Here is a 16,902-nt window from a genome sequence, read left to right on the forward strand (position 1 = left end):
GATGACATCATTCATGGCGGCTCCTTTAGTGTTTCATCAATTGTTTTATATCCCTGCCGGTGTTAATCCTGTGTTAAGGATTCTGCTATTTGAATAAAAGATCTATAAATTAACCTTCTCCCGATGATCAGGGAACGATCCGGCATGGTGAAACAGCCTGATGAATAAAGGGATACCGAAATCATGGAGAACCTCCCGAATCGCGTATAATTCCGGGCGTGAAATTTTCCTTCCTGCGCAATGTAGCCTTCAAAGGTCTGGTGATCTTCTTGATGTTGACCGTGATCATTGGCGATATTCCTGCCAGTTCACTCGGTCAGCTTTCCATCTATAACCATCTGGTTCCCGGAAGGCCGCGATTTCCCTTTGGAGAAACCCCTCAGCGTTCCTATAACTTAAGCCTTTACAACCTGGAGGCCATGTTTCAATCGCACGAAATAGAAGGAGAAGCCAATTCGGGGAAGGAATATCGTGTGATCGTACTGGGAGATTCGTCCGTCTGGGGAACACTGCTCAAACCGGAGGAAACCCTGACCGGGCGTTTGAACGCTCTATCCCTGCAGCAATGCGGGAAACCGGTGCGGTTTTTTAACCTGGGATACCCGACCATCTCCCTGACCAAAGATGTATTGATCTTGCAGCGCGCCATGCAGGAAAAGCCAGATTTGGTGATCTGGGTCACCACACTCGAAGCCTTTCCAGTCAATAAACAATACGCCTCCCCGCTGGCAGAAAACAACCGGGCGCTGGTTGAACCTATTCTGGGAGGTTCCGGCAAGGCCGCAGAAGAGCCGGTCTCCTTCTGGGGTACAACTCTCTTTGGCCGCCGCCGTGAATTTGCTGATTGGGCGCGGCTGCAGCTTTACGGCATCCCCTGGGCAGCCACCAGAGTTGACCAGGATTACCCGGACCATTTCACCCCGGCGGACATTGACCTGGAAGCGGACGACACCTACTATGATTTGAAACCGGGCAGCGACCTTAAATCAGCGCTTTCATGGAATGTTCTTCAAAAGGGTATGGATCTGGCCGCCCGGTCAGGCATACCGGTTCTACTGGTAAACGAACCCATATTGATTTCCAATGGCGAGAACAGCCAGATTCGTTACAATTTTTATTACCCCCGCTGGGTATACGATGCCTACCGTACAAACCTGCAGGAATTGACCGACTCGTCTGATTGGCCCTATCTGGATGCCTGGGATTTGATCCCCATGGACCAATTTACAAACAGCGCAATTCATCTCACACCAAAGGCAGAAGCCAATCTGGCTGCGGTTATCGGGGGAAAACTTACCTGTATTCCATGCGATAAAAAATAACGGTAAAAACAACCAAAACCAAACAATAGTAAAAAAAATATAAATTACATTTGTTTCAAAAAGAAACGAAACTCAATACATTCTTACATTTTTGAAAGTATTTATACTGATTAACAACAGACGCTGTACATTGGCGTTTGCACGAATACATTACACAAAGGGGCGATATGGAGATGGAGAAAACATCTGCGATGAAAAAAGATTCAGTATCTCTATTCGCTGGAAGGATTCCAGCCGTCCTGGCCGTGCTTTGCATTTTCATCACAATTTTTGGCCTATTTTTGCTCGAAAAAACGCTGGTATCTGATTCCCTGAACAGTATCACAATATGGGCTGCCCGAATTTTGATCGTCCTCGGAGCAGCGGGGTCGGCTGCCAGCTGCCTGGTCATGCGGGCAAACGAACGGAAAACAGACGCACAAACCAAAGAGCTCATCTCGATGAGTGTCTCACTGGCTGAGGTCGATACCCCTGCACTGGCGTCATCCCTTTCTGCGCTTACCACTGGCGACCTCACCCATCGGGTTCATATTGAAACACCGCTTTTAGATCTGTCTGATTCAGTCGCCCGCGGACGGAATCTCCAGAGTTCCATGAATGCCATCATCTCCAGTCTGCGCGAATGTGCCCGGTCATACAACTGGATCACTGACGAGCCCTGTAAAAGAATGTTCTATAAAGGCACAGATTCCTTTCAGGAAGGATTATCCGCCGGTGATGCCATGGGCAATCTGGTGGGCAGCCGGGCGAAGGTGATGGTTTCCAGCGCACTGCATCAAGATAATTTGAAATTGCGCATTAACGGGTTTACCACATCACTGACCACCAATTTCCCCGGGGCTCGAATTGTTTATATTCTTGATTCCTCGGGAAAAGATGAAAATCAGATCATTGCAGAAATCCAATCCGTGATTGATCAGCATCCGGATCTGGCCGGTTTCTATGGGACGGATATCGAATCGTTCATGCCAATGGTTCACTACGTCAAAAAGAGCCGAATGGAAGGCAAGATCAAGATCGTCAGCCATGACCTTTCCGATGAAATTGCCCGGCTTATTCAGGATGGTGCAATATCCGTCAGTGTCTGCCAGAATCCCTTTGCCCAGGGATATGACACAGTTGTGCATCTGTACAATCATCTGGTCGGCGGGTGGACTCCGCAAGTGGAACGTTTGTTGATTAAACCGGATATTGTCAACCGGGAAAACCTGAATAAATATTGGAAAATCGGCCAGGGAGCTTTTCAATCTGAAGAAGCCATTGCCCACCGGCCGGTAGCATTGCCGAATGCCAACCATAAACCCATCAAGATTGCCATGGTTGGCGCAGATTTTGCCTTTTTTGATGATGTCCGTGAAGGTGTTGAAGTTGCCTCTAAAGAACTGAAAGCGTTTAATGCGAAAGCTGACTGGCTGTTGCCGCCGGGAACTCGTACCAAACATGGAATTTCCGTTTCATCTGAAATCTACAGCCCATTCCTCGAGAAACTGGCTGCCAGCGGCTACGATGCCATCGGGGTTATGGTTGCTGATTCTGAAATCAATAAAACCATCAATAAGCTGGTGGCAAAGGGTGTCCCCATTGCCACATTCAATGCCGAAACTAGCAGTATGCGAAGTTTGATGCTGATGTTGGTAGACCGCGCCCGCCAATTATTGGAGGCCAGCGAGATTCTGAATACGGTTTCACGCGATGCCCAGCATGCCACAGACACAGTGGCCATCACCATCCAGCAGATCACCAAGTCGGTGAATGATGAAGCGGCTATGATGAGCCGGGCCAACAATAGTGTACAAACCATTGTGGATAACATCCAGCAGATCAATCGCGGAGCTGTGGAACAATCGCAGGCGGCGGAAAGCGCCGTAGCCGCTTCGATGCAAATCTCCAAAGCCGTAGAGCAAACCTCTGAAGCTATTTCAAGAGTAGCCAGAACAGCAGACCATTCTGTTGAGGTGGCACGTGAAGGGGCCGCCTCTGTCCGACAGGCATTGGATCAGATGGGCAGCATCCAACAGGCGGTGGAAACGTCTGCCGGTTCCATCCGCTTGATGGATCAGTATTCCAAGCAGATCGGTGAAATTGTGGAGACTATCCGCGATATTGCCGATCAGACCAACCTGCTGGCATTAAACGCCGCCATTGAAGCCGCCCGCGCTGGAGAACAGGGACGTGGTTTTGCTGTGGTGGCCGGTGAGGTGCGTAAATTGGCGGAAAAATCTGGCGAAGCCACCCGCGAAATCGCCACCATTGTTCAGAATACCCAGAAAAACATTGCTGAAACGGTAACGTCTATGCAGACTGCCATCGAACGAGTGACCAGGGGAAGCAGCCTGGCTGCCAGTTCCGGAGAGGCACTGGAAAAACTCGTCACCTCGGCGGCGGAAATGCAGTCTCAATCGGCGGAAGCCAGCAAGGCTAATTCTGACATGGTTAGCGTGATGGAATCGTTGAATACAGCCATCGAACGGGTCTCCGCCGTAATCGAACAAAACAGCGCCTCTTCGGCAGAGATCAGTCAAAATGCCTCCAACACGCTGGAAATCATGGAATCGGTGGCGGCTTTCAGCGAAGAGAATGCGGCATCATCCGAAGAAATTGCCGCCTCCACCATTGAAGTCAATGAGAAGGTTGCCCAGATGGCCGGGTCCATCCAGAAGTTGGGTTTGATCGCCCGCGAAATGCAGATCTCTACCGCAAATTTCAAACTGTAGTTGATTAAAAAACGATAGAGCCGCCTGTGGTGTTCCTTCCACGGGCGGCTTTTATTTCGAAAAATTTGTAACTGGCTTTTTGTATAAACATTTACCCCGGTAAACACTTTTCATTTCTCTTTTCGGATTCTATAATAGGCACATATTTGTGGTGATGTACAGGTGATGATTAAGCGGGGAGATCAATTATTCCGGTAGAGTGATGGAACAGGGGAGCGTATTTTTGGCGCAATTTATGACTCTTTCAGATGGCGTCGAAGTGAATGGCGAAACCATTTCTGTTATCGTGGATGGAATGGCCAATTTTCGGGATACGGCCATTAAGATCCTGGCGGAAAATGGAATCATCAATCCGCAGGCGGGAGAATGGTATGACCAGCAAGCCTGGTTGAACAGCTTTAAGAAAATTTCTTCCGCACTGCACGCTGTTACATTAACCTATATAGGACGAAAGATCCCAGAGAGCGCCAATTTTCCTGTAGAGCTGGATGGTATAGAGGCGGCGTTGAAGTCTATAGATGTGGCCTATCATATGAATCACCGGCGGAATGGTGAAATTCTTTTTGATTCAGTGACCGGAAAGATGAAAGAAGGGATTGGCCACTATTTATACAAACGCATTGCCGTCAATCGAGCGGTGATGGTTTGCCACAATCCGTATCCATGTGATTTTGACCGGGGAATCATCGATGCCGTGGCTTTCAGACACAAACCGGTTGGAACGACAAACGTCCGAGTGACTCATGAGGCACCCGATCATTGCCGTAAAAATGGCTATGATTTTTGTACCTACATGGTGGAATGGTGACCAGACAGGTATTCCTTACCTGCTTCTACCCTGCACAAATCCCATTTCCTTTTGCAGGGTAGAAGCAGGCGGAAAGGATGGCCGATATGCCGCTGGAAATTGTCTATCAGATTGCGACCGCAGACTGACCACAGTATTTGATGTTTGAAAGAAAGCGCCTGCCGGGGAAATTGCGGCAGGCGCGTTATTGCAGAACAGCATTAGGGTCAAATGTGGATAAACAGAGAATGGGTCTGAGACCTTTGCGCGATTCTGGCGGCACCATTTGATCACCGTTGGGTGCAAAATAGACGGGTTCGCTGGAGCGGATTTGTTTGAGAGCCTGGCGGGTCAACCGGTCAGCAGGATGATTATCACGGCGGGGCGTCCAGTTCCACTGTACATTTTTAAAATTGCGGCAAAGTTTTCGCGCCTGCCGGTGGAATTGTTCGATGCGCGGCGAGTGGGTCAGCGATTGGTTTTGCATCTGTTCAATGATGCTCTTGGCATCTCCTTGAATGATGACCAACTCATTGAAAGCTTTCAATTCCATGAGGGCTTCCAGACCGGCAATAAGTGCCAGGTATTCCGCCCCATTCGATGTGGCCAGTTTCCAGTGGGCATATCCTCCGTGTCCCTGGGCAACCATCCGTTCATCCTGGAAAATCAGCCATCCATAACACATAATGCCAGAAAACTCGCTGGTTTCCGTATGAATCCGGCGAAAGAGCCCGTCAAATTGCAGGGTATACATGCAACGGCTCCATTAAGTTGTGTTGAACACCTCTGCTCATGGGGAGAAGCGGCAGGGTATTAAGTGGAACAGATCGGAAGGAATCTACCGTCTGATATATGATTAAAAAATCCGAAAGGGAGAATTCAGCCAGCTGCAAATGGGTCAACAACGCACATTAAAAAAGATGAATAACTGCCTGTATTATAGATGATATTGATTAACAGTGGTTAAACTTTGGGTTAAGAGGAAGTTCCGGGTTTGATCATGTCATATGATCCATGTGCAGGTATTTGAAACGGAGTACAATAAGAGTACCACTGTGTACCTCATTCTCAACAGTGTTGTGAGGCAGACATATGACTACTGGTTCAACCCCCAAAGGCGAATTGGAAACCATCACATTCGGTGAAAAAATTCTTACCGTTAAACGGAAATGTTCTTGCGGCGGCGATGTGGAAATCAAGAAAATGGACGACGGCACCAATGTAGCCACATGCATGGTATGCGGCGCCACATTATCCTGGGGCGGTCCATCTCAGGCAAAAACCGCCTGAATGGTTTGAAAAATAAATTATCCCTGCCGCAGAAGTAATATCTACTCCTGCGGCAGAAAAATACGGGCATAAAATCAGCGTTTGAGATTTCAGGCAAACGGGGTGATTTGGTGATCGGGCAGAGGGCCAGTCCCGCGGCCGCCCCGCCGGGCTTTTTCCATATACATTTCCCGGTCAGCCCGTTCCATGACCTGTTCCAGTGTCTGCCCGTTTTCCGAAGTGGCAGCACCCAGAGAGATCTGGATTTCGATCTGCTGCTTCCCCTTAGGTTTCAGCTTGTTCTCGTTATTGTAATTTTCAATCAGCATTCGCACACGTTTGAGTATTTCCAGAACCATTTTGTCATTGGTATGCGGCAGCAGGATGGCAAATTCATCACCCCCGATTCGCGCAACCACATCTTCAGGGCGGAAGGCGCTTTTCAAAATATTCGCTGTCTGGCGCAAGAGGGCATCTCCAGCGGCGTGTCCGTAGGTGTCATTGGTGAACTTTAGACCGTCAACATCACCCAGAATAATACTCACCGGGTGACTGCGGCTGTTGGCCAGACGATCCATTTCTGCTTTGAAGTATGCCCGGTTGTACAGGCCGGTCAAATTATCATGCAAACCCAGGATGCGCAGGTTTTCTTCCAGTAATTTTCGATCGGTGATATCATGCCCGACGGCCTGCATTTCCTCCAGATTCCCATTTGATCCAAACAGTCCGTGGATGGACCATTGCTGCCAACGGATGTGTCCATCTGGTTGATGCTGGCTTTGTTCAATCCGGATAACCGGATTATCGCTGGTAAGCAGGGTCTCAAAAGCCTCACCTGTCTGTGGAATCACCAGCGGCAGGAATGGGGTAATAGACTGACCGACCAATTGTTCGGTTGGATGGGCGTAATACTCACAGAAAGCATTATTCACAAAAGTTAAGGTTCCATCCGGAAGCATCCGGCAGATCAAGTCCGTCTGATCTTCCACAATGGCACGGTAGCGGGCTTCACTGGCGGTAAGCCGTTCACGACTTTCATGTTGTTCGGTGATATCCTGGCTCATCACCATGACCTGGTCTACCACACCGGCTGTTGACCGGACCGGAATAAAGAAGAAGTTGAAAATCCGGCCGAACATACTCACTTCATGGTTGTTTTGTTTCCCATGGAAGGCATCCAGAATGGCATGTTCCAGAATGTCTGACGTATGGTTTTCAACGGGTAGAACTTCGGTCAATGTTTTTCCTTCCATGAGAATTTTATTCTGGTTCAGGAAGGCGGTTCCTTCACCCGTCAAGAGAGTACACCGTAAATCCCTGTCAAACAGGCCGACCACACCATTGGGGAAGTTTTCTGCCAGGGTGCGGTACAGTTCTTCACTGTCTCGTAATTGTTGCTGGGCCTTCTTCAATGCGGAAATGTCTGTGACAGCCGTCAGCCAGCCGTTGGTTTGCCCCTTATTATCTCGGGTGGGGGAGAGCAACAAAAGGACATCGAAGCGTTGGCCGTCTTTGCGCAGCAGCTTCACTTCTACCCCAGATTCGGGATAATCATCTTCCATGGCAGACTTGTAAATCGCCGTTAATCGCTCAATATCTTCGGGCGGCCAGAATGGGAAGGGGAAGGCAATTCCCTGCAATTCAGTGCTGGTGTAACCAAGCATACGGCAGAATCCGGGATTGGTGTAGGTGATCCTTCCATTCAAACCAATGACCGAAATGCCAGACATGATTGATTCTTCAATGGCTTTTCTGAAGTTCTTTTCACGGATTACACTGGCATACAGGCGGGCATTATCAACAATGATAGCTGTCTGATCGGCGAACAATTGCATCAGGTGGATTTCTTCTTCTGTAAAAGGCCCGGTCTTATCGGTATCTCCGATGTTAATAACGCCCAGTATCCGCCCCGCTATTTTTAGCGGAATGGAAAGCACTCGGTGAATACTCGTGGTCACCGTGTGACCGGCAGGCTGATCCCAGTTGGCCAGATCTTCCACAAAAAAGGGTTGCCCGCTCACAGCCACCCGGCCGGCAATCCGTTCACCGAGTTCATGCCCTTTTTCCATGATATCTTCTGGATAGTTGTACGTAACCACAAGATTAAGCTTACGGTTATCTTCATCCATTAAATACAATTCGGCCGTACTGGCATAAATAAGGGAGGCGGCTTTTTCGACAATGGTAGAAAGCAGGTCTTCCAGGTTAATTTGTGAAGTGAGTACCAGAGATGTGTCATACAGTGTTGACATTTGCTGGGCGCGTCGCCGGGCAGCGTCTTCCGCCTGCATACGGGCGGTCACCTCTTTGATTAAATTCAGATTGGCCCGGTTTAATTCCGAGTTGACTCGCTTCAGGCTGAGCATATCATCAAAACGGGCCAGGCTGATGATAATGGCTCGTTCCAGCTCGGAATCTTGAACAGGTTTGAGAAGGTAGGCGCCTACACCGGCTTCAACAGCACGCTGGATGAGCGGAGGATTTTCGTATGCTGTCAACATTATGACAGGTGTGGGACAGATCTTTTGAATGGCCAGGGTTGCTTTAATCCCGGCTTCGGGATCATCTTCCCCCGTGGTTGGATCAGCCATGTGCAGGTCCATCAGAATCAGGCCGGGTTTCAGGTCACCGGCCATTTGCACGGCACTGACAGCATCAAAAGCCGCTCCGGCTATTTGATACCCCAGACGTTGCAGCTGGCTTTGAATCAGTCGGTTGACAATGGCTTCGTCTTCTACAACAAGAATTCTTAAGGAAGAGGGTTTTCGCAAAATACTCCTTCTACTATGGCCTTTTGCTTCCTTGTTATCGAGTGGAAAGAAGTTTCTCGCCCCCTGACGGCCATGATGGAAATACTTCGCCTGTTCAGGTTAATACCTGTGGTTATATTTATTATTATAGAAGAAAGGATCAGGTTTGACTATTGATTGATATATTTCTCTATCAAAAATTAATGGATATTTTATGGGGTGTTGACGTATGATATAGGAGCATTTGTCGCCCGTCGCAGCCATCTGGATTCCGGCTAGTAGAGGGATGTGTGGCCCGGAAAATGCAACGAGTTTGCTGTTACGGGGAAGACTGTTGGACGTAATCCCAATCTCCGAAACCACCACCAGGCATCATCGCCTTATTTCACTATGGAAAGACCCAAAGGGAACGATCCAATCCAATGACTGTTCTTCAACGCAGGGAGCGGGTAAAGAACAAACCAATGGCCAAAAGATTCAGCCATTTGTCTATTCTTGATTCTCTCCCGGCGGCATCGATTATCCTGAACAGGGCAGGGCAGATTGAATATGCAAACCCTATTGCGGTCGAACTTATTGGCGCAGAAACTGCCGCACAGTTGAAACAGAACCATCTGGATGAACTGATTACACCCAAAGATGGTGGTTCGTTTGATCAAATGCTGGCTGAAATGCTTGATACTGGCGAACGAAAGACAGTGCCAGTTGAGTTGCATCGTCTGGATGGAATTGACGTGTCCATCCAATTGGATGGCGGACCGCTTGAAGAAGAAGGCAAGTTCTTGTTCCTGATGACCCGGCTTCCGCAGGTGGGCCTGGAAACAGACGAGCTACATCGGGCATATATCCGACAGAAAACGATGAACAAACGTCTGGCAGAAATCCTTGAACTGGGACGTACGTTCAGCCTGTATACCGATCTGAACAAGGTGACAGACAGGATCGTAAGGGTGGTGGGTGAATCGCTGGGTTTTGGGTTTACTGGTTTGTATCTAAAAGAGCCGAACGCTGATAGAATGCGCGTAGCCACTTATATCAACAACAAACTCAATTATGAATCCTTCAAACAATCCAACCCGGGCAATGACTGGGATATCCTGATGACCGTCACCCGAAATCCGAATGATCTTGTCAAAATTGGGGGAATCCGCATTCCCGTCAAATTCGGGGCAGATTCCTTCGGAGCAGGGGATGACCAACATTCCGATCCGGCAGCCAGTATTTCCGGCAGTATCTGGAAAGTTGATGGTGCTTTTCTGGCAATGGTGCAACTTAATGGCGCCGTCACCGGAGGTTACCTGCGGGTGAGCCACCCAATCAGCGAGCCGTGCAGAGAATTTCCCGAAAATGAGTCACCCAATGCCGATGTGTTTTGTCCCCAGGCTCTTTGGATTTTCGCCAATCAGGCGGCTATTGCCATCGAGAACGCCCATCTGATTGAACGAGCCCGCAACGACCTGGAAAAAAGGGCCATGGCTGAACGCGATCTGACTGCCACACAGGGTGCACTGGAAAATCGTATTCGTGAACGTACACATGAATTGGAAAAATTGAATACAGAACTGCGTTCTGAAATCAAGGATAGGGAAGTAGCCCAGAGAGAACTTGACCAACAAACCCGCTTTCTCCGGCAGGTGTTGGATATAAACCCGACATTAATTTATGCCCGAGACCGTAAAGGCCGTTATACACTGATCAATGAAGCCGCTGCCCGATTTGAAGGTCTGACGGTGGACGATGTGATGGGAAAGACAGACAACGAACTTCACCATGAGATCTCACAAATTTTACGCTGGCGGCATGAAGATCTCAACGTGATGGATAACAAGCAGGAGCTTTTTCTCCCTGTTGAGCGAATCACAGATACGCATGGCACAGAACATTTTATGCAATCTATCAAACGTCCCATCTTTGGGCCAGATGGAAATGTGGATCAGGTTCTGGGTGTTTCCATTGAAATTTCCGCCCGGATCAAGGCAGAACAACGGGCGGTTCAGGCGAATGTGGAACTGGCTCAGGCGTATGATGCCACCATTGAGGGTTGGTCAAAAGCGCTTGATCTTCGCGACAAGGAAACCGAAGGGCACAGCCTGCGGGTCACATTAATGACGTTACGACTGGCGCAGCAGATTGGTATTGAACCAAGCGAGTTTCTTCATCTACGGCGAGGCGCCTTGTTGCATGATATTGGAAAAATGGGGATACCCGACGAGATTCTCTTCAAAAAAGGCTCATTAAATGCGAATGAATGGGTGATCATGCGCAAACATCCTACCTACGCATATGAGATGCTCAAAGAGATCGATTACCTCCGTCCGGCGCTGGTGATACCAAGATATCATCATGAAAAATGGGATGGAACAGGATATCCGGAGATGCTGGCAGGTGAGTTGATCCCTATGGCGGCCCGCATTTTTGCCATTGTGGATGTGTGGGATGCCTTGACCAGCGACCGTCCATACCGTTCGGCCTGGGATCCCGGGGATGTTTTGGACCATATCATAAAGAATTCAGGTACACACTTCGACCCGAAAGTGGTTGAGGTTTTCACCCAAAATCTGGACGAAATCGTTTCTAACACTGAAAGCGAGTGATAAATCCTTTCTGGTGAGGATTCTTCTATTGTTTTTAATACCGATTTATTATACAAATCGGCATTAATAAGGTACAATCATTGCAACAGGAAAATTATGACAGATATTCCCAGGCCGGTGATGCTCCCGGGGTTGAATTTACGTGATTCTGTGGCGCAGGCTGCCAACCAGGCAGCTGCAGCCAGTGCTTTCCATGATTACCGCCTGGCACTGGCTCCCAATACGCTGCGCCGTCACCGGGCTGCCCTCGAGCTTTTTGCCGAATATCTGAGCGAAAAAGGACTGCGGCCAGCTCACCTGCACGATGACCCGGCCGCCTGGCGCGGAATCACCTGGGGACTTGTAGACGGATATTACAAATGGCTGCTACTGCAGGGTTATTCAGTGGGCAGTGCCAATGTCAACCTGTCTACCATAAAAACCTATGCCCGGTTGGCCATAAAAGCCGGTGCGGTAGACCCGGCGGAAAGCCAGTTGATAGAAACCGTCCGTGCCCGCAGCAAGCGGCGCGACCGTCAACGCATTGATGAACAACGCCGCAAAGAAGATATCCCCACCCGAATTGGTGCCAAAAAAGCCGAACCGGTTCTGCTGACTGCTGCTCAAATTGCCGCCCTTAAAGATCAACCCGATACTCCTCAAGGGCGCCGCGATCGGTTATTAATCTGCCTGCTGCTGGATCACGGCCTGCGTGTTGGTGAAGCCGCCGCCCTCAAATCGGCAGATATTGACCTTCAGGCCGGAACCATTTCTGTGTACCGCCCGAAAGTGGATAAATGGCAGATTCATCGTTTGAGTGAAGATACCCTTCAGGCTGCCCGTCAGTATTGTCTGCAAGATTTACTGGCTATGCGAAAACCGTCACCCGCCCTGCTCGCCGGAAGTTCTAAAAACGGGACTCTTACCGGCGTTTTGAGTATCCGCGCCATCTTCAACCGGGTGCGTCTGCTCGGCCGGCAAATTGGTATTGTTGATCTCTCACCCCACGATTGCCGCCATACCTGGGCCACCCAGGCATCCCGCGCACACACCCCTCTGGAACGTTTGATGGATGCCGGCGGTTGGGCCAGCTATGCCATGCCGCTGCGCTATATCCAGACCAATGAAATCGCCAATGAAGGGGTCAGGCTCGAAAATAAGGACGATCAAAAGCCCGACACCCGTCATTCCGAATAAGAAAACAAATAAATTCGTTCATTATGATGAATAAATACGAAAACAGGCCGCCCTGCCCCGAAAAGTCAGGGCGGCCTTATCCATTATCAAGGAATACTTGTTTTATTGAGCAGCAGGCTGCGTTGGCTGGATATTGATAACAGGCAGTGAGCTTTCCTGTCCGGCGAGCTTGATCAACTGTTTGGGTACCCATCCGGCATAACCCGGATTACTGGGAACCTCAATTTCGATCCAATCACCCTTGTCATTGCGGCCCATTACATTGGTGATCTGCCCTTTCAAGAAGGTACCCACCGCCGGATACGTCAAACCTGGACCTTGCACCACGTAAATATCCTGATCTGTTGTGGCGGTCACCGGAGAAACCGTGCTTGTGGGCGGTACGGCTGTAGGCGCCGTGGTGGGAACCGGTGTGGCGGTAATGTATTTCAGACCCAGCTGGTTGGCTAATTCCTGGTCAAAAACACTGCGGTAGGTTCTTGTCTGCGCCAGTTGTTTTTGAATGGCTTCCTTATCCGATTTTGACATAATGGAGATTGATGTCAGCACCACACCACTCATAAAATTGACCTGGGCTTCTTTTAACTTTTTCAGGCATTCCGGCGGCTTATTATCAATGGCATCCCTGCGGATACGCTGTAACACCAGAATAACCTGTACCATTTGTCCGCTGTCTGGAATGGATTGGATGAGATAACTGGTATCATCGAATTCACCCATGATTCGGGCAATGGTTTCAATCTCCGGTTTTTTGGCCTCCAGGGATGAACATGGGTCAACTACCGGCACTTGAGTTGCCAGAGAAACAACAGCCGGCTGTGTGTAAGCCGGCGATAATGGTTGTGGTTGTGTTGGCGAACCTTCTGGCATTCGGACTGCCGAACAACTGGCTGTCAGCAAAGAGAGCATCATAGCAGCCATTACGTAAAAACGCATGGATTTCTGCATGGTTTCCCTCCCCAAATGACTTGTGTATTACTCCCCTCGGTAAAAAAAATTATAGCACGCTGGTTTTCAGGAATCACGTGCCAACTTTCTATTTAATCGAGTTTTTGGACAAAAAGAATCGGATTTTTACGTCAGTGAAGAAAGATTTACGGGCAGGAAATAGAAATCATGTAAATATTATGAACTATAGCCGGTCCGCTTACCCCGCGCATTTCGGGACCACGCTCAAACACCAGATACCCGCCAGACATATTTTCAGGTATGTTTATAGATACCCCCTGCGTTTTGGTGATAAATGTCCATCCATTGGTCTGAGGTTCCTGATTCCAATCCATGGCGGGTCCCCCAAAAAGAGAAGCTGCCTCCGCTTTCGATCGGGGGCAGCTTGCATTGGCGAGAGTGCCTGCGGGTAATTCCTCTACTTTTGGACTTTCGTTCAGGATATGGATCCCATTGGGCACCAGGGTTTGGATGGGCGCCGGGAGCGATTTTGTATCCAGGATTTTCCCCGGAAGCAGGCTGGTTTCCTGTGTGGGGCTGCCCGCCGGAGGTGTAGGCGTTGAACGGTTCAAGAAAAACTGGGTTGTAAAGAATATGGCCAGGAGGGCAAAAATCACCATGGCTATAATAAAGAAAATGATCAACATCCGGTTGCTTCGTTTACGCTCTTCCGGTCTTTCAAGGTTCTTTAACACCTCAGAAACCTGTTCTGGTGTCAACCCGGAGGAACGCTGAAGTATTGACCGAACTTCGCTATCTGTGTTGCCCAGTTTGTACAGCTCCCGGGCTCGTTCAATGGCATCTTCCATCTTTTCGTTAACGGCGGTAGCGCTGATATTGCTGCCAATATGAGTGCGAAGATCTTCAAGATTATCTTCTGAACCATTAAAACCGATCCCCAACCGTGATGCGGGATAAGACGGAACTTCAGATACCGGGGCTGGTTTGATAATGGACGGCGGGGTATCATCCATCGGGCGGATGGGGGGTTCATATTCCAATGAGGAATAATCCACTGAAGCTGGGATGTCCGTTTTCGTTTCCTTGGGAACAGGAGGAACCCAGGCATTTTCCTGCTGCCGGGGAATGGTCGGAGTAGGTTCAGATGCTTTTGGCAGACCGGGTTCAGGTTCGGGAATTTCGGTTTTGGCTGGAGGCCAGGGGATTTCCGATGTGAGACTCCCGGCAAAATCACTGTCTGGCGGGTTCACCAGAGCTGTTTTAACCCGTTCTTCTTCCAGGTCTTTCCAGGGTTCTTTCTCTTCAACCGCCGGTTTTTCTTCAACAGCAGGTTCCGCAGGGGTTTCTTTTTCCAGATAATCTTCATCGAAGAAGGGCGCGGTTCCACCGGTGTGTTTCTGGGGTTTATCAGCGGCAAACAGGAAATTGTTTTCTACCGGAATTTCCTTTGCCAGTTCCTCAATGGAAGGTTCAGCCGGCGCCGCTGGAAGTACGGGCGTTTCAACAGCCGGTACTTCAGAAACAGCTGCAGGTTCCTCAGAAGCAACTTTCGTTTCCTGTAATTCCTGTGGTGCAGGCGTTTGTAATTCTACCGGTTTGACGGCTTCTGCTGCCGGTATAGATTCCGGTGGTTGACCCTCTGCCCCTTCAACAGTTGCTCCCGTATCTTCCATTGTCAGCTCAGCCTGACCGCTGCGGAACAATTCAAAAGCTGCCAGAGCTTCTTCCAGAACAACCCACTGACCGCGCATCCAGGGAGTAACCCCGTGCGGCAGGGTGACAAATCTCACGCGTTTTCCCGCATCTTCCAATTCAAAAGAGGTTTCACACGACTGGCAGGCAAACCGATCGGCATGTCCGCTCGGGTGAAACACTCCCAACGGCCGCGAACCACAGATCGGGCAGGCCATCTTCTCTGCCCATGATTCAGGTAGCTGCATTTTTGGATTTGGATTGTCTGTTTGGGCCATTGTTCTATTCCAAAATTGAAGTATTCGGACTACAGATTGTCCAATTCTTTGGCCAGGCGCTGCCGGTAAGCGGCATCTTCCAATTGAATTTGCGCTTCCCCGCTCTCCAGGGCTGCTTTAACAATAACAGGCGGCAGGCTCGTATACAACCTTCGATCCATTGGTTTGGGTATGAACCAATCCTGGCCAAAGGAAAGTCGATGCAAATTATATGCCGATAACACATCCGGTGTGACGGGAAGACGGCAGTGATCAGCCAGGGCATGTGCCGCCGCCAGTTTCATTTTAGAATTGATATGCCTGGCGCGGCAATCCAACGCTGCCCTGAAGATATACGGGAATGCCAGCAGATTGTTGACCTGGTTGGGGCTGTCTGACCGGCCGTTGGCCAGCAAGGCATCTGGCCGGGCGGCACGGGCTTCTTCCCAGCCGATTTCGGGCACCGGGTTGGCCATGGCAAAAATGATCGGGTTGGCGGCCATCCGCTTGATCATTTCTCCTGTGAGCAGGTTGGCCGCCGAAAGACCAATAAACACATCTGCTCCTTCGAGGAGTTCAGACAGGGATTTTGGTTCATCGCCGTGGGCAAAAACAGCCTGTTCAGGGAACATGCCCTGCGGCCGGTCGTGATACAGCAGGCCGTGTAAATCTGTCATATATATATTTTCGCGGGGAACCCCAAATTCCACCAGCAGGTTGGCGGTGGCTACGGCTGCCGCCCCTGCCCCGCTGAAAACAACTTTGATACCATCTTGTTTCTTTCCGGCCAGTTCCAGCGCATTGATCAGTCCGGCACAGACGATGATCGCCGTACCGTGCTGGTCATCATGAAATACGGGTATGTCCAGTGCATTGATCAATGCGCGTTCTATCTGGAAACATTCGGGAGCTTTGATATCTTCCAGATTGATCCCGCCAAAGCTGGGAGAGATGGATGTGACTATGCGAATGATTTCTTCGGGATCTCTTGCGTTAATCTCAATATCAATCGCATCCACCCCGGCAAATTTCTTGAAAAGTACGGCCTTGCCTTCCATTACCGGTTTACTGGCCAGTGCTCCCCGTTCTCCCAGACCGAGTATGGCTGTCCCGTTACTGATGACCGCCACCAGGTTGCCCCGGTTGGTATACTCATAGGCCAGCGCCGGGTCTCGCGCAATTTCTAATACCGGTTCTGCCACACCAGGCGTGTAAGCCAGGCTGAGGTCATGCTGGGTGTTCAATGGTTTTGTGGCTGCAACAGCCAGCTTTCCCGGTCTGCCCGGGCTGTGATGGTATTCCAACGCTTCGCTCATAATGTAATTTTAATGTTGTATGCGTTTATTTGGAAGTCGTTTTTGTTTACAAATATGTCAAGCTCGCAGTGATTCTGAGGGATTGAATTCCGTAGATCGCAAAGGCTGAAACTTTT

At 49.7% G+C, this 16,902-nt stretch carries 11 protein-coding genes; 6 read left to right on the plus strand and 5 right to left on the minus strand.

Going from position 1 to position 16,902, the window contains the following annotated elements; genetic code table 11:
• The first annotated feature begins 218 nt into the window (after positions 1–218).
• The 3 genes from LTAR_RS14725 (at position 219) to LTAR_RS14735 (ending at position 4,844) form a co-directional block, all read left to right on the plus strand.
• On the plus strand, positions 219–1,322 hold the full coding sequence (locus LTAR_RS14725; RefSeq protein WP_062423038.1) for an SGNH/GDSL hydrolase family protein: 1,104 nt from the start codon (positions 219–221) through the stop codon (positions 1,320–1,322).
• A gap of 191 nt (positions 1,323–1,513) precedes the next feature.
• A complete protein-coding gene (locus LTAR_RS14730; RefSeq protein ID WP_062423039.1) occupies positions 1,514–4,036 on the plus strand; it encodes a methyl-accepting chemotaxis protein in 2,523 nt (840 codons plus the stop codon).
• Between the two features lie 235 nt (positions 4,037–4,271).
• Positions 4,272–4,844, plus strand: coding sequence for a hypothetical protein (locus tag LTAR_RS14735; RefSeq protein ID WP_158423453.1), 573 nt, complete (start codon positions 4,272–4,274; stop codon positions 4,842–4,844).
• Between the two features lie 184 nt (positions 4,845–5,028).
• Here LTAR_RS14735 and LTAR_RS14740 read toward each other — a convergent pair whose 3' ends face one another.
• Entirely contained in the window at positions 5,029–5,577 is a 549-nt protein-coding gene (locus LTAR_RS14740) for a ribonuclease HI family protein (protein WP_062423041.1), read from the minus strand.
• Positions 5,578–5,915: 338 nt separating this feature from the next.
• Between LTAR_RS14740 and LTAR_RS14745 the strand changes: the two genes are divergently transcribed.
• Positions 5,916–6,113: a hypothetical protein gene (locus LTAR_RS14745; RefSeq protein ID WP_062423042.1), complete on the plus strand. Its 198-nt coding sequence runs from the start codon at positions 5,916–5,918 to the stop codon at positions 6,111–6,113.
• A gap of 89 nt (positions 6,114–6,202) precedes the next feature.
• On the opposite strand, the gene LTAR_RS14750 is transcribed toward LTAR_RS14745, so the two are convergent.
• Positions 6,203–8,863 carry a PAS domain S-box protein gene (locus LTAR_RS14750; protein ID WP_062423043.1) on the minus strand — a complete coding sequence of 887 codons (2,661 nt, stop codon included), beginning with the start codon at positions 8,861–8,863 and terminating at the stop codon, positions 6,203–6,205.
• Positions 8,864–9,264: 401 nt separating this feature from the next.
• Here LTAR_RS14750 and LTAR_RS16930 point away from each other — a divergent pair, with 401 nt between their 5' ends.
• Both LTAR_RS16930 and LTAR_RS14760 read left to right on the plus strand, forming a co-directional pair.
• Entirely contained in the window at positions 9,265–11,436 is a 2,172-nt protein-coding gene (locus LTAR_RS16930) for an HD domain-containing phosphohydrolase (protein ID WP_081420015.1), read from the plus strand.
• A 96-nt stretch (positions 11,437–11,532) separates the two neighbouring features.
• Positions 11,533–12,612: a tyrosine-type recombinase/integrase gene (locus LTAR_RS14760; RefSeq protein ID WP_062423044.1), complete on the plus strand. Its 1,080-nt coding sequence runs from the start codon at positions 11,533–11,535 to the stop codon at positions 12,610–12,612.
• Positions 12,613–12,714: 102 nt separating this feature from the next.
• On the opposite strand, the gene LTAR_RS14765 is transcribed toward LTAR_RS14760, so the two are convergent.
• The 3 genes from LTAR_RS14765 to LTAR_RS14775 form a co-directional block, all read right to left on the minus strand.
• Positions 12,715–13,560, minus strand: a complete 846-nt coding sequence (locus tag LTAR_RS14765) for an SH3 domain-containing protein (RefSeq protein WP_062423045.1) — start codon at positions 13,558–13,560, stop codon at positions 12,715–12,717.
• Positions 13,561–13,706: 146 nt separating this feature from the next.
• Positions 13,707–15,491 (minus strand): hypothetical protein, encoded by a 1,785-nt coding sequence (locus LTAR_RS14770; protein WP_062423046.1) that lies wholly within the window; start codon positions 15,489–15,491, stop codon positions 13,707–13,709.
• A 29-nt stretch (positions 15,492–15,520) separates the two neighbouring features.
• Entirely contained in the window at positions 15,521–16,786 is a 1,266-nt protein-coding gene (locus LTAR_RS14775; protein WP_062423047.1) for a malic enzyme-like NAD(P)-binding protein, read from the minus strand.
• Positions 16,787–16,902: the final 116 nt, after the last annotated feature.

The organism is Leptolinea tardivitalis, assembly GCF_001050275.1.
Lineage (GTDB): Bacteria > Chloroflexota > Anaerolineae > Anaerolineales > Anaerolineaceae > Leptolinea > Leptolinea tardivitalis.